At 56.6% G+C, this 13,895-nt stretch carries 9 protein-coding genes, 1 tRNA gene and 2 pseudogenes; 4 read left to right on the top strand and 8 right to left on the bottom strand.

Going from position 1 to position 13,895, the window contains the following annotated elements; translation table 11 throughout:
• Positions 1–11 precede the first annotated feature (11 nt).
• The 3 genes from pgsA (at position 12) to ACM530_RS29505 (ending at position 2,775) form a co-directional block, all read left to right on the top strand.
• Entirely contained in the window at positions 12–572 is a 561-nt protein-coding gene (pgsA, locus tag ACM530_RS29515) for a CDP-diacylglycerol--glycerol-3-phosphate 3-phosphatidyltransferase (RefSeq protein ID WP_003232771.1), read from the top strand.
• A gap of 63 nt (positions 573–635) precedes the next feature.
• Positions 636–711: transfer RNA gene (locus ACM530_RS29510), tRNA-Gly, on the top strand.
• 222 nt (positions 712–933) lie between these two features.
• Positions 934–2,775 carry a tyrosine-type recombinase/integrase gene (locus ACM530_RS29505; protein ID WP_416363877.1) on the top strand — a complete coding sequence of 614 codons (1,842 nt, stop codon included), beginning with the start codon at positions 934–936 and terminating at the stop codon, positions 2,773–2,775.
• A 375-nt stretch (positions 2,776–3,150) separates the two neighbouring features.
• Here ACM530_RS29505 and istB read toward each other — a convergent pair whose 3' ends face one another.
• Both istB and ACM530_RS29495 read right to left on the bottom strand, forming a co-directional pair.
• Positions 3,151–3,906: an IS21-like element ISPsy14 family helper ATPase IstB gene (gene istB, locus ACM530_RS29500; RefSeq protein ID WP_242200767.1), complete on the bottom strand. Its 756-nt coding sequence runs from the start codon at positions 3,904–3,906 to the stop codon at positions 3,151–3,153.
• A gap of 20 nt (positions 3,907–3,926) precedes the next feature.
• Positions 3,927–4,463, bottom strand: a pseudogene (locus ACM530_RS29495) (Mu transposase domain-containing protein); the annotation flags it as partial.
• Between the two features lie 290 nt (positions 4,464–4,753).
• On the opposite strand from ACM530_RS29495, the pseudogene ACM530_RS29490 reads away from it, so the two are divergent.
• Positions 4,754–4,900, top strand: a pseudogene (locus ACM530_RS29490) (IS3 family transposase); the annotation flags it as partial.
• A gap of 43 nt (positions 4,901–4,943) precedes the next feature.
• On the opposite strand, the gene ACM530_RS29485 reads toward ACM530_RS29490, so the two are convergent.
• From ACM530_RS29485 to ACM530_RS29460, 6 genes are all read right to left on the bottom strand, one after another.
• A complete protein-coding gene (locus tag ACM530_RS29485) occupies positions 4,944–5,273 on the bottom strand; it encodes a hypothetical protein (protein WP_416365142.1) in 330 nt (109 codons plus the stop codon).
• 200 nt (positions 5,274–5,473) lie between these two features.
• On the bottom strand, positions 5,474–6,184 hold the full coding sequence (locus tag ACM530_RS29480) for a fimbria/pilus periplasmic chaperone (protein ID WP_242200764.1): 711 nt from the start codon (positions 6,182–6,184) through the stop codon (positions 5,474–5,476).
• Positions 6,120–8,522, bottom strand: coding sequence for a fimbria/pilus outer membrane usher protein (locus ACM530_RS29475; protein WP_416363876.1), 2,403 nt, complete (start codon positions 8,520–8,522; stop codon positions 6,120–6,122). The genes ACM530_RS29480 and ACM530_RS29475 overlap by 65 nt, the downstream gene beginning before the upstream one ends.
• 52 nt (positions 8,523–8,574) lie before the next feature.
• On the bottom strand, positions 8,575–9,270 hold the full coding sequence (locus ACM530_RS29470; RefSeq protein ID WP_242200759.1) for a DUF1120 domain-containing protein: 696 nt from the start codon (positions 9,268–9,270) through the stop codon (positions 8,575–8,577).
• 185 nt (positions 9,271–9,455) lie between these two features.
• Complete coding sequence (locus ACM530_RS29465) at positions 9,456–13,169, bottom strand: ATP-binding protein (RefSeq protein WP_416363875.1); 3,714 nt, start codon at positions 13,167–13,169, stop codon at positions 9,456–9,458.
• Positions 13,166–13,816 carry a response regulator transcription factor gene (locus ACM530_RS29460; RefSeq protein ID WP_242200756.1) on the bottom strand — a complete coding sequence of 217 codons (651 nt, stop codon included), beginning with the start codon at positions 13,814–13,816 and terminating at the stop codon, positions 13,166–13,168. Before ACM530_RS29460 ends, ACM530_RS29465 begins: the two co-directional genes overlap by 4 nt.
• Positions 13,817–13,895: the final 79 nt, after the last annotated feature.

Raw genomic sequence — 13,895 nt, 5'->3', positions numbered from 1 at the left:
CAGTTGTGCCGATGAATATCCCTAATCTGATTACCGTTCTACGCGTCCTGCTCATTCCGATTTTCATTTTGTTGTTCTATTTGCCGTACGAATGGAGCTATGCCGCCTCCAGTTCAGTGTTTGCCTTTGCAGCCGCGACCGACTGGCTTGACGGCTACCTGGCGCGTCGCCTGGAACAGAGCACGCCCTTTGGCGCATTCCTTGATCCGGTGGCCGACAAACTGATGGTGGCCGTGGCCCTGGTCCTGTTGGTGCAGGAGCACGGCAACCTGTGGCTGACGCTGCCGGCCGCCGTGATCATCGGCCGCGAGATCGTCGTCTCGGCCCTGCGCGAATGGATGGCCGAAATCGGCGCGCGCGCCCACGTGGCGGTCTCCAACATGGGCAAATGGAAAACCGCTGCGCAAATGCTCGCGTTGGTGATCCTGCTGGCCAATCCGTCGGACTTCTCCTTCTGGGTGCTCACCGGCTACGCCTTGCTGCTGATCGCCGCGGGCCTGACGTTGTGGTCCATGCTTCAGTATTTGCGTGCTGCCTGGCCGCATCTGCGCACCACCGTTGAAAAGAAATAAAACTTTTTTGAATCAAGGGGTTGACGGGGGTTCTGGATTCTATAGAATGCACACCACCAAGACGCGGGAATAGCTCAGTTGGTAGAGCACGACCTTGCCAAGGTCGGGGTCGCGAGTTCGAGTCTCGTTTCCCGCTCCAAATATTGCGCTACAGAGTTCCACTGAACTCTGTAAGTGATTGAAATCAGGGCCTTTAGGCCCTTTTTTCGTTCCAGCGGGAACCACTGAAATCCAGCACTATCCGGTGCGTTTAAGTCCAGGATTAAGTCCAGAATCCTGACGCGTACCGAATCGGTTTGATGCTGGAGCAGTTTGCGTAGCGAGATGAGCATCTGGCCCTGACTCTGTTCAGGAGCTCGCGATGGCACTCTCAGAAATGACAGTTCGGCATGCCCGAATCACCGGTAATGACTACACCCTCGGCGACAGTGATGGTCTCACACTCAATGTGACGGCCAGAGGCGGAAAAGTCTGGCTCTTCCGTTACTACTGGGCAGGCAAGCAGAAGCGCATGTCCTTGGGTTGTTACCCACAAATCTCCCTCAAAGAAGCGCGTACACGACGTGACGATGCGCGCGCCTTGGTTGCGCAAGGCATCAATCCCTATGAGCATCGCAAACAACAGCGACTTGCTGTTCATGCTGCGAAGGAGCACACCTTCGAGGCCGTGTTCAATCAGTGGGTGGAGTTCCGCAGGCTAAGCCTGAAGGAAGGGCGCCAGAGCACGCTCTCGCAGATCTTGCGAATCTTTAACAAAGACGTCTTGCCCGTACTGGGTGGGAGGTCTATCTACGACATCAATCGTCACGATCTGCTGGATTTACTGAGCAGGATCGAACAGCGCAAAGCCTTAACTACCGCCGAAAAATGCCGGACCTGGTTCAACCAATTGTTCCGCTATGCGCTGGTGAAGATTGAGGGGTTGGAACACAACCCAGCATCAGACCTTGATGTCGTCGCGCTACCCAAACCTCCTGTTACGCACAATCCATTTCTCCGAATGGACGAGCTCCCGGGATTGATGGTTGCTCTTCGAAATTACGGTGGCGCCAACCAAACTCGGCTTGGCCTTCTGTTGTTGTTGCTGACCGGTGTCCGCACGGGCGAGTTGCGGTTGGCGACACCCGACCAGTTCGATCTGGAGAAGCGCTTGTGGGTCATACCGGCGGAAGTGGTGAAACAACTTCAGCTAGCGATGCGGAAGCCTGGTAAGCAGACTCAAAATGTACCGCCTTATATAGTGCCGCTGTCGGTTCAGGCGCTGGAGATCGTGCGTCACTTGCTGGATCAGGTTGTCCCTGCGCAACGCTACTTGTTTGCGCATCGAAGCGACCTGAGCAAGCGCATCAGTGAGAACACTCTGAATGGCGCGCTACGCCGAATGGGGTACGCCGATCAACTCACCGGTCATGGCATGAGGGCGACGATCTCGACGGCGCTGAACGAGATCGGATACCCGAAGGTGTGGGTGGATGCTCAGCTTTCTCATGCGGATCCGGACAAGGTGAGTGCGGCCTACAATCACGCGGAATATGTCGAGCAGCGCCGGACCATGATGCAGGACTGGGCGAATCGTCTGGACCTTTGGGGGCAGGGACAGCTGAAAGCGGCAAGTTCTCCGCTGACCATTCGTTTAGAGGGCGCAGCTTCATTACCTTCGTTGGAAAGCGCGAATGCAAACGCCGTTCTGTACAGCGGTGGCTTCCCAGAGACGACTGTCCCAGCCTCCAAAACGTCCGTCAGCAACGAACCGGTCCTTAACGCTGCTCAGTATTCACCAGTCCTACCTGCTCCTACGCAGACTGAACAGCTGCGCGACCCCCAAGTATCTGAAATACAACGCCAGCGCGCCGAGATGCTAGCTACCTATGAAGCTTCGAGTAATTTGGCACTGTTTGTCTTCGCCAAACTGGCAGGCAAATCCAGAGATCAGATCAACCGAGATATCAAGGCTCGGCGCCTGCTATCCCTGAGTCTGGGGAATCGCGGTCAGCGTATTCCCGATTGGCAGCTTGATCCACTGCGGCACAAGTTGGTACTTGCTGCGTTAGCGCGGTTTCCGGATGTCGATGCATGGAGGCTTTATGGCGCCCTTTGTAAACCTCATGAGCGATTTAAAGGTCGCGCGCCAATCGATGTGCTTACTACGGAGAATTTCGATGTGACCGCACAAATCGTTTGCAGTGCGCTGGGTTCAAGCTGAGGTACTGTCGTTTTGCTGTGATAATGGATGTCGCTGCTTGCTTGGGTCCATCTAGCTCGGGCTGCCGTAAATGCGTGAACTTCACGCGTTGCCTGAGGTGCGGCGGAGATGTTCGGCAAGAGGCTTCTATTGCACAGGAAGACACCCTTTGGCATCATCTCGCTCCCGCCCTCTATTGTCAGCTCTCCATCCCTCTCATTTGGGGGCTGCGTCTTGGGGACGGCGGGTAACCACCCGGCCTCGTGCCGGGTTTTTTATTCGTTCGGCAGGCTGCGGATTCCACGGCATCCGGACACTCAGCCCACCAACATCCGGACACCTATTCCACGCTCATTCGGACAGGCAGTCGGAGCGCAGCGACGCAGGTTTGCATTGTTAGTCTGAAGTCTCTGCCGCCGTCAATTTCATTGCGCGCCTGCGCATCGATTCGCCCTTCAGTTCGATCCGATAAGCGTTGTGCACCCGCCGGTCGAGGATCGCATCGCCCAAGGTTGGATCGCCGATCAGCGCATGCCATTTGTCCACCGGCATTTGGCTGGTCACTAGCGTCGAGCGGTTGCCGTAACGGTCGTCCAGCAGTTCAAGCATGTCGCGCCGTTGCGCAGCGGTAAACGGTGCCAGCCCCCAGTCGTCCAGGATCAGCAAGTCGGTCTTGGCATAACCCGCCATCAGCTTGGCGAAGCGGCCGTCGCCGTGGGCCAGGCCCAGTTCCTCCATCAAGCGCGGCAGGCGCAGATAACGCACGCTGTAACCGTCGCGGCAGGCCTTGTGAGCGAGCGCGCAGGCGAGCCAGGTTTTGCCTACGCCAGTTGGGCCGCCGATGATCAGGTTCAGGCCGTCGCGCAGCCACTGGCCGCTGCCCAGTTGCAGGATCAGCGCCTTGTCCAGGCCACGCGGGCTGCGATAGTCGATGTCTTCCAGGCAGGCGTTATGGCGCAGTCGTGCGGCTTTGAGGCGAGTCGTCAGGCGTGCATCTTCGCGCTCGGTCAGCTCGCGGTCGATCATCAGACCGAGGCGTTCGTCGAAGCTGAGATCGTTGATGTCAGGCGTTGCGTGTTGTTCGCCAAGCGCCTTGATCATGCCGTGCAGGCGCAGGGTTTGTAGCTTGTCGAGTGTCGGGTTGGGCAGCATGTTCGTGCTCCTTTTTCAGGTCAGTGGTAGTAGCCGGGGCCACGTAGGTTGATGTGCCCGTCGGGCAGTAACGGCAGGTTTTGCTGGGCCAGCGGTAGCCGTTCCAGTCCTTGGCGTAGGATCGATTCGAGGCTTTTGTAGCTGCACGCGCCCAGTGCCAGCGCACGCTGGCAAGCGGCTTCCAGCCGCTCTTCGCCGTGCTGCTTGCTCAGGCGCAGGATGCCCAGGCAGGCACGGAAGCCGTGCTGCGGATGGATTCGGCGTTCGAGGATGTAGGCTATAACGCCAGCGGTGTTCGGCCCTGTCTGCTCGGCCCAGCGGATCAGCCGTTGCGGCGTCCACTCGGCATGTTCGCGGTGGCTCTTGGGCATGTGCTCGGTTTGAGTCGTGTGGCGGCCTTTATGTGCCGAGCGCAGATGGCTGGCCACGCGCTGGTTGGCGTGGAAGCACTCGCCGGTCTGCGCAGTCAGCCGCACTTCGAGTTGGTGCTTCACCAACTGATACGGCACCGAGTAGTAATGGCCGTCGACCTCGACGTGATAGTCGATGTGTACTCGTACCTATTTTATGACCTCGCTGAAAAGTCCGCTCCTGCTCTTGCGGAGGTTCTTTTTGAAGGTGGTTGCCATGGTTCTTTTCCGTAAGCATCTGGAGAGGACACCTGCCTCAAAATCCAGTCTTGGTGCGTTCACCGGCGACGAAAAGGTACAATCTATCCCCTATTTGTATGCGGCCGGCCCAGTCATCTACCTGGCCCCGCAAAGCCAAGACATGGTGTGCACTTAAATGCAGGTGGACACCATCGCCTCATGCGACGATGTCAGGAAGGTGTGTGGCCGGACGGTTACGCAGTTTTTTGAAGGCAAACAATTTGGTTGTCAGCATGAGTCGCCGAGGCAACTGTCATAACAACGCCGTGGCCGCGAGCTTTTTCCAGCTTCTGAAACGGGCACAGATCAGGCGGAAAATCTACACCTCGCGACAAGATGCTCGTAAGCGTCCGCTGAATACACATTGCGTATCAGCGACTATTAGCTTCAGTCGACTGATACCAGCATTCCTCCGACAACTGTATCCCCATGCTGCTTTGCAAGCGCCTGGAGGTCGTGGGCATAAGGACTGGATAAACCGAACATCTCTTGAAATAGTCCGCTGGCAACAATTGGGCCCAGCACTGAAAAAGCGTACAGGCTCGGGCCGCCAGGCCGAACCTCACCGCGCTGCTGCGCTGCTGCGCTGCTGCGCTGCTGCGCTTCGGCGATGATGCGAGCCTTGCGGGCTGAGGAGGCATGGTCGTGGAGATAGCACTCTTTTGAATACAGCTTGCTGGTGTAAGCGGGCTTTTCCTTGATGGATTCGCTCATCATTATAGTGGATCATCCAGCAGTCAAGATCGGCCTCTAACTGTCCAGGCTTTGGTAGACCTTTTTCCGTTACGCGATCCGGTAAAACTCTTGCAATATCGTCTTGTGGAACCGAACGCCGAGACGGTGGGCTCGCACCCTGCGCAAACAGTTGCGAGCGCTGAAAAGTGGATACGCCTGGGGCGGCTCGCTCAGTTGGATAGTCAATTGTTTGATGCCTGACTGGATAACTGGATGACATGGGTTTGCAGCATGAAGTTGAAGCTGGACACGCTGTTGAAAGTCAACGAAGCGTTGGCGGCCAGCGGTGATTTCAGCGCTTGGCACAGCGTTTCGCCCGGTAAGACGTAAGCCTTGTTGAAGGTAATGTCCGTCTTGGTCTGCGCGCTCGACATGTTCGGATCAAAACGAAATACCTTGCGTGACGGGTTGCTCATACAGAGCTTGCCCTGCGCTTGCTTGAAGGTGATCAGCTTCCAGGTATCGACTTCGGACACGTTGGGGTCGACGCCGATGACCACAGGCAGATCCTGGCCTATGACGAATTTCACCTTGCCTGCGGCTTGCTCTTGTGGGGGCAGCCCTGAAAACAGCACTCGTGCGATATGTTCTCTGTCGAGGGGCTTGTTGCCACGGTAGATCACCCGCACGGTCTGGTTCTTTCCGGGCGCGACCACCACGGTTTGCGGCACGGTGTAAAGCACGCCTCCGTCCAGGTCGTCATCCGGCAGTTTGCTTACTTTGCTATAGAGCAGCACGGCCTCGTCACTGTTGTTTTTAAGGTCGATAGTGGCTTCTTTCTGTCCTTTTTCAATAAGCACCGCAGAGGCGCTGGGTTGCACCTGGGCTTCAGCCAGCAGGGGCATGGCTGCCAGGCAGGCCAGCCAAAGGCATTTTTTGCCGAGAGCAGTCAAAGGTTGTATCGATAATCTGTTCATTGGAGATCTCTAGTTGAGTGGGAAGTTTGCACATCAAGGTGCTGTCGTTCGCATCGAACATGCCTAACGTTTGCAGTTGCTTAACGTTGTCCTGTTTAACCAGTAATACGTCTTGGTCGATGAAGTTAGCAATCAAATTCCCGTCTTTGTCATAAAAAACTGTGCGAGCGCTTAGCGCTTCAGGCCTGTTTGTCCAATGCAGCAGCACGTTCTTGTTACTGGTGGGCTCGAAGTCGAAATAGGAAACCGCGCCACGGTCACTGATAAAGTCCACCTGGTTGTTTTGGAAATAGACGCCATCGTTTAGCCCCTTGGGATTGACTTTCACAAAGTCAGGCTTGTTATCGGAAATATTGGCGAGCACTACTTTGCCGTTATAATTTGTTCTAGCCGAGCTGCGCTGGCTGCTGACCTTGACGAAGCCCTTGAGGTGAGTGTCGACAATGGCATAGGTTTCTTTGAGTTGTTCGGGTGTAAATACCACGCCTTTGCGATTGGCAGCTATTGAACCCGACAGACTCAGGCTGTTTGACGCTGCGCTGCGGCTGTCGCTTTCGGATCTGGATACAGTCAGGCCGGCATGGGTATACGGTGTATTGAAGTCGTTACTTATATAGTTTTCCGTGGTCTCGGTGCGTTTGGCAGTTCGCTGAACATGGCCAGCAGTCACGCTGTAATCGCTGTTGACCCGAGTGGTCAGATAGTTATCCAAGCGTTGGCTATTACTGTAAGCGTTGTATTGCGATCGGTAGTAAACATGGCGGCCGCCGACTTCAAATGGAATCGACAGGCTGGCATTCAAGGTCATTTTATCGCGGGAGGTGTCTCCGGGCGCTTGCGGGGAATACCCGGCACTCAGGGTGAACAAGGCTTGTTTGATGTTTGTGGAGTAACCTGCCGACCAGGTCGAATAACTGCTACGGTTATAAAGATTATAACGGTTGAGCGAGAGGCTGAGCGCATTATGGTCACCCACCACAAAACTGTGTGTGATCCCCAAGGTACTTTTTATATCCGCCTGATTATCATAAAGAGCCTGGCCGACGTAGGAGAAATTGCGGCTGATAGCCTGGTACGTAAGATCAGTGCCGCCATAACTGATCGTGGCGTTAAAGTTGACACCCAGTTGATTGCGCTCATTCCTCGATAACAGGCCGTACGTGGTCATCTGCAGGCCGCCTTTATCGAAGGTGTTGCTCAGAGAAACGCCTTGATAGCGTTGTTGGGTGACGACCGCGACGGTGGGGTTCACGGCATCGCTGTAGCGTTTTGAATAACCCGCGCCTGCAGTCACAGCGTGCGCGTCTGTGTTCGAGCGCCCCGCAAAGGCGTAAAGCCCACTGCTTTGAGTGGTAGCTCGGCTGATGCGGGCACGGGAAATTTGACGGGTATCGATGACCCGTCCATCGCGTTTGATCACCACCACCACATCCGACGTGAGTGATGTCACGGGTATTGCGGCAAGGTTGTTGTGGCCTCGGTTGACGTTTAAGGTGTAGACAAGTTGGTCTCGCTGGTAGAATTCAATCACCGCCGGCGCATCGCTGTCGTATGTGAAGGCAACGCTGCCGATGCCTGAGGGTGCGTCTTTGGTGCTGTATACCACGCCATCCACATAACCCACGCCGAAACCGCCGTCGGGCGAGTTCAGGCGACCGGCTTTGAGGCGGCCAAAGTCGAAATCGCGATCCAGATAAAACGACTGGACGTTGTTGTTGGAGTAGCGCTGGGTCTTTGAGGTGAAGCTGCTGAAGGTGCCGTTGGCACGCAGCAAAGCGTTATCGGCATTGGCGCCCACTTGATAGGTTGTGCTCAGTGAGTTGCTGCTCGAACCGGTGGATGTGAACGTCGAATAGTAAGTGTTGTAGTTGACGAAGGCGCCGGTGCCGCCTTTTTGTTGTTGAATGAAGTCGGGGTTTTCCAGCAGCGCGCGCGGTACAGTGAGCTTCAGGCTGCGGTCGCTGCGGCTAAAATTGAGCTTGATCCGATCAGTCAGTTGCACGTAGGCCGCAGCGCCGTTTTTAATGCGCTGACCCCAGGCTTCTTTCTTCAGTCCGAACGTTTGCAGGTCATGGGCCGTATAGGCCACCTGTCCTTCCGTCGTGCTATAAACCACGGTTTTGGCAACGAAGCGATCATTGACGTAGAGATGTACCGAGTTCTCGCCGGCATAAAGTTCCTTGTCGTGAAGGGCGTCCTCAACTTGCTGATCACTGATACCACTGATACCGAGCAACTTGTTATCAAACTTGAGCTGTGCTTGAGCGTTCATGGAAATGAAAAAAATCAGCAGTAGTAAGTGAACAGGCTTCATGGCAATAGAAATGTCCCACCCTCAGGCAGGACATTTGCGAACCCACAATAAATTAGAAGTAACGAACGTTGACTTGCGCCGTTCCGTTCCATGGAACTTGCGTAGTCGCGCTGATTTGGCTGGCTTTGTTTATTTGCGGCTCAACATCAAAGGTCCAGGTAAACGACGTACCGGAGGCCGGCTTATTGCTGGCATCTAGCGGGCTCCATTCTTCTGCAGTGTAATAAGCCCATTTGGACATCGCCGCAACACTGCTCGGCGTCGTCGAGTGGGTGGCCGCGTCGCGGTTATAACCGAAGTTGGTGGTGTTGGTAGTGCCGTCGACAGTGGTGCTGACTGGATTGAGTACAAAGTTACCAATCTTGTTCTTAGTCACCGGATCAATACCGATGCCGAAGATACGGCCCGTATCACCGTGGTCAATGCGCCCGCTGTTGTTCTTGCCGGTCAAGGCGCTGGAAGGGTCTGCGTCCACAATCCACATGGCGGTTTTCGTAGTGGTACCTTCCGGGCAGTTGATAGTGATCGTGGCTGTTTTTGCGCTGAGTGTGGTGAAGTCAGTTTTGTTAAGTGAATCCCAGTTGATGGTACCCCAGTCCAGGTCATTACCACTTGGAATATCAACAACACAGGCGCTCGGGCCAATCACGCCTTTAACGTTGATGTCGCTGGCGGCGTGCGCAATAAAGGGGGCGAGGGCAGCAAAGCCCGCAACGGATAACGTGGCACCCAGTTTTAAAAATTTCACGGTCATACTCCTATGAATGATAAAAAGACGCGTCGAGATTGGAAGGTCGATAGTGAAATCGGCACCATTCAAGAGCGGCGAAATTATAGGAGTGTAAAAAGTGATGATTGCCTAGAATATTCTAGTTCTGTTGTTGGCGAGGAAAGTTCGAACTGGACGTGCGTACTGTAATTATATGCGAACCGTCAAACACCGGCTGCGCGAACTTGGTAAATGAAGTCGCGTACCGCCGCGTGCACCACCGAGTGGCGCTGTGCTTCACGGTGCAAATGCTGCGCCTGACGGGACAGTTCGGTCAGTTCGACCAGTTGCAGCGCTCCGGAGAGTTTGTGCAGCAGATGGCCGAGGATTTCGGCATCGTCACTGATCAGTGCGGCCTCTATGGCCTGCAGGTCCTTGCGACTCTCTGCGCAAAAACTGTCCCACATCACGGCCTTCAGATCGCCCATGCTGGTGACTGCCGAGTCTCCAGGCGATGCGCACAGATAACGCTCGAACAGGGTAATCAACGCACTGAGGACGATGGGCTTGAGGATGAGTTCGTCCATGCCGGCCGCTCGGGCACGCTGCTGTTCCTGCGGGTGAATGCTCGCCGTCATGCCGATGATGGGGATCGTCGCGGCCTCGAGCTGTGAGTCGCGTACCTGGCGGGTCATGGCGTAGCCGTCGAGTTCCGGCATATAGCAATCGGTCAGGATCAGCGTGTACTGCTGCGTTTGCAGACGCTCGATCGCCTGCAGGCCGTTTTCCACTAGGTCGAAGGCGCAATGCAAATGCTCCATCTGCCTTTTCAGCAGCAGTCGATTGGTGGGGTGATCCTCCACGATCAGCACTTTATGGCCCTTGGGGTAACTGGAACAGGGCAACGGAACTCGGCGGCTGCTGTTGCGCCCCAGCAGCAGTTGCTCAAGCGCCGCCTGCAAACCGCTCCAGGTCAGCGGGTTAACACTCAGCCGGGTGGACGAGGGGCCGACCGCATAGCCGGCAGGCAAGTCTTCGGCGGTAATCAGCAGCGTCCCGGGATTGCCGGCGGATGCCTCGTCGGTGGTGATCAGCAGGTCCTGCTGATCCGACGTGAAGTGAAACCCAAGCGCCAGCAGGTGCTGTGCCAATGCTTTCCGATAGGACGCGAGATCGGACGCGAGCTTTACCGAGCGTGATGCGAAAGGTTTTTCAAGAGCGGCGGCGACGGGCAGGCTGAGGGTGAAAGTGATGCGCGTGCCTTCATTGAGGCAGCTGTGCAGGTACAGTTCACCGCCCATCAGTTGCACGAGTCGACGCGAAATCATCAGGCCCAGGCCCGAGCCTCCGTAGCGGCGGGTAATGGAGCTGTCCGCCTGCATGAAGGGTTGAAATAGACGCTCCTGCTGCTCCTGACTGATGCCGATGCCGGTGTCCGCGACCAGGAATTCCAAGTGCTGCTCGCCATCATCGTGCTTGAGGCTCAGCTCTAGCCGCACATGACCGCTTTGTGTGAACTTGGTGGCGTTGCTGAGCAGGTTGAGCAGCACCTGGCGCAGGCGGCTGCCGTCGACCTCCAGCAGCCTGGCGATGCGATGATCAATCAGGCTGTGCAGCCCGAGGCCCTTCCCGTGAGCCTGATGACCGATCAGGCGCAGCACCCCGTCGAGCAATTGACGCAGATCGGTAGGCTCGGGCGCCACGACGAGCATGCCGGAGTCGATGCGTGAAAAATCCAGGGTGTCGTCAAGTACCTGCAGGAGCGAGCGGGTCGATTCGTTGACCATCGTCAGCATTTCCTGCGCATCGGTGGGCAGGTGCAGGTCGCTCATCAATTCGAGCAGGCCGAGAATGCCATTCATCGGCGTGCGAATTTCATGGCTCATGGTGGCCAGAAACGCCGCCTTGGCCTCGGCCGCCTGTTCAGCCAACTGTTCGGCGGCGCGAATGCTGGTGACGTCGATAAACGTGGTGAGCACGCCCTGGGGTTCGGCGCCGTCAAGCCGATAGGGTGTGACGATGTACAGCCAGTGCTGGTCGCTGCCATCCTCGCCCACCAGGATATGTTCGCCTTGTTGGCGTTCATCGTCGCGCAGCGCCGTGTCGACCATCTTCGAGATGCGCTGGCGCACTTGCGCAGGGTAGTATCTGATTTCGTCAACGGAGCGCCCCAGCACCTGGGCCGCTTCGACGTTGAAGGTTCGCTCATAGGCTTTATTGAGCATCAGGTATCGGCGCTGACGGTCCTTGATTGCCACCGGGTACGGATACGATTCAAGCAGTTCGCGGCTGAAGCGCAATTGCGCGGACAGCCGCTGTTGCGTTTCCCTCAAGGCGCGCTGACGGGTTTTGAGCGACAGGTGTGCGTAGAGCAATACGCCAATGATCAGCAGGGCTGCGGACCCTATGCTGCCGACGATACGCCAGAGGCGTTGCGGGGAGACGCCGATTTCATAGGTATTGCGCAGCCATTGTTGGGCAAACAGGTCGCGCTGTTCTATCGGAATGCTCTGGATCAACTGATCCAGCAGGGCCGCCAGTTGCGCATGACGCTCGGTCACCGCGATAGACAACTCCAGCGGCAGATCAGTGGCTGCGGCAATCTTGAGGCTGTCCGACCAGCCTTTCTCCAGTAAGCGGTCCACGGTTATCAGGTTGCCCACGTAACCATCGGCCTTGCCGGTGCGCACCAGCTCAAAGCCATCTGCCGGGTCGGTTACCCGCAGCAGCAAGCTGTCGGGCACCCGTTGCTGGAGGCGTTGCGCGAAGTTCGGATTATCCGGCACGACCAGGGTTGCGCCGTTGAGTTCTTCGATGGAGGTTTTCGCGGGTTCTCCGAGGCGTGTCACCAACACGTTTGGAATTTTCACGAAGGGCTGCGTGTAGCGCCAACCGGGCAAGTGTTCGGTGGACGCGTCCACCGGAATACGCAGGTCAATCTCGTCGGAAGGCGCAGCTGTGCCGCTTGGCGCGGGTATTTCAATCACTTTGAGCCGTAGCGCATTTACCAGGTATTTCAGATAGCTGTAGCTCAGGCCATTGGGGCGACCGTTTTCGTCGAGGAACGACATGGGACGAAAGGTAGTTTCATAGCTCACGCGCAGCATCGGCAAGTCATCCACCCATTGGCGCTGCGCGGTAGTCAGGTGGGAGGAGGGCTGCATGCGTTGATTGATCGAATGCTTGTCCAGCCAGCGCAGTTGCAGGTCGTTGAGAAAGTCGGACGGCGTGCGGGCCATGGTCGCGGCAAGGACGTCGCGCAAGTCGGGCCGCAGTGAACTGATACCGAAGTGCAGACCGGCGTTGTCGTACAGATCCTGCTGCCTGACCTCAAGGGACTTGTAGTGTCCGCTGCTGAACAGAGCTTCGAGCTGGTAAGGCTCGCCCAGGTACGCGTCACCTTCGCCATTCTGCAAGGCGTCCAGGGCTGACTTGGTGTCTGCGTAGATTCGCAAATGAGAGGGCGGCAGGCGTTGGCTCAGCCATTGAGCGGTTGTATAGCCTTGCTCTGCAACGAATGAATGTGACGATAAGTCGGCAGATGTGATCGCCGCGCTGCCGTGACGTACAACCAACACAAGCGGGGAGAGCAGATAGGGGCTGGAAAAGTCCATGCAGCGTTGCCGCTCGGCGTTGGTCTGCAAATCCGGCACTACGTCGATGCGGCCTTCGCACAGAGCGGTGGTGGCTTCTTCAAATGTGGCGAATGGGCGAAACTCCAGTTTCAGATTCAATTGGTCTGCCAGGTAACGCAGGTAGTCGATACTGAACCCGGCAGCGCTGTCGCCGACCCAGTAGCCGAGGGGAGGGGTGGTCTGCGCGGGCAGGCCGACCACTACCACAGGGTTACCCGACGCCGCCGGGGCTTGTGTTGACGCCGTGCACAGGCTCGACACCAGCAGCGTCAGCCACAACAGCCTGCGCAGGGCGTTTATCACTCGGTGTGCTCGACGGTGGATTTGGTCAGTGAGGCGTAATACTGATACAGCTGCGCGTCGGACTGTATACCCAACTTGCGCTTGGCCGAGTTCTTGCCCCAGCTTACCGTCTTGACGCTGCGATGCAGGGTCTCTGCAATATCTTCGGGCGACTTGCCTGACGCCAGCAGCCGCACAATTTCCAGCTCTCTGGGGCTCAGCTGCGCTTCTCCTGCCGGGCAGCGGGGCGATTCAGCCAGCGCCTTTTTCAAGGCTTCATTCAAATAGATGCCCCGACGCAGCACGGTGCGCACGGCTTTTGGCAGGCAGAGAATGTCGCTGTTTTTTTGAATGATGCCACGCACTTTCGCCTCAAGAATCAGCCTCAGAATGCCGAGGTTCTCTTCACCCGTCAGCACCAGCACCGGCAGATTCGGGTAGCGTCTGTTGAGTAAACCCAGCATGTGTAGGCCATCCAAGTCGGCGCCGGGCATCGAATAGTCGACGATCAGTACGTCGCATTCATGGTTTTCCAGCGCAGTGAAGAGCTCCGGAACGCTGGTGGCGGTTGCCTGGATTTTGGCAAAACCGCTTTCATTCAACAGTACAACCTGGCAACCGTGCAGGATGGCAGGGTGATCGTCGGCGATGATGATACGAGGAATCATAAGCGCTGCTCCTGAGGAACTGTCCAAATTGGCCTATCACTGGCGCCCGACTTCTCAGTACTCAAAAAGTTTAGCTTGA

This window comes from Pseudomonas sp. NFX183, assembly GCF_047943075.1.
GTDB lineage: Bacteria > Pseudomonadota > Gammaproteobacteria > Pseudomonadales > Pseudomonadaceae > Aquipseudomonas.
Note: the sequence above shows the minus strand (reverse complement) of the source record. Positions and strands in the feature narration are given on the sequence as shown.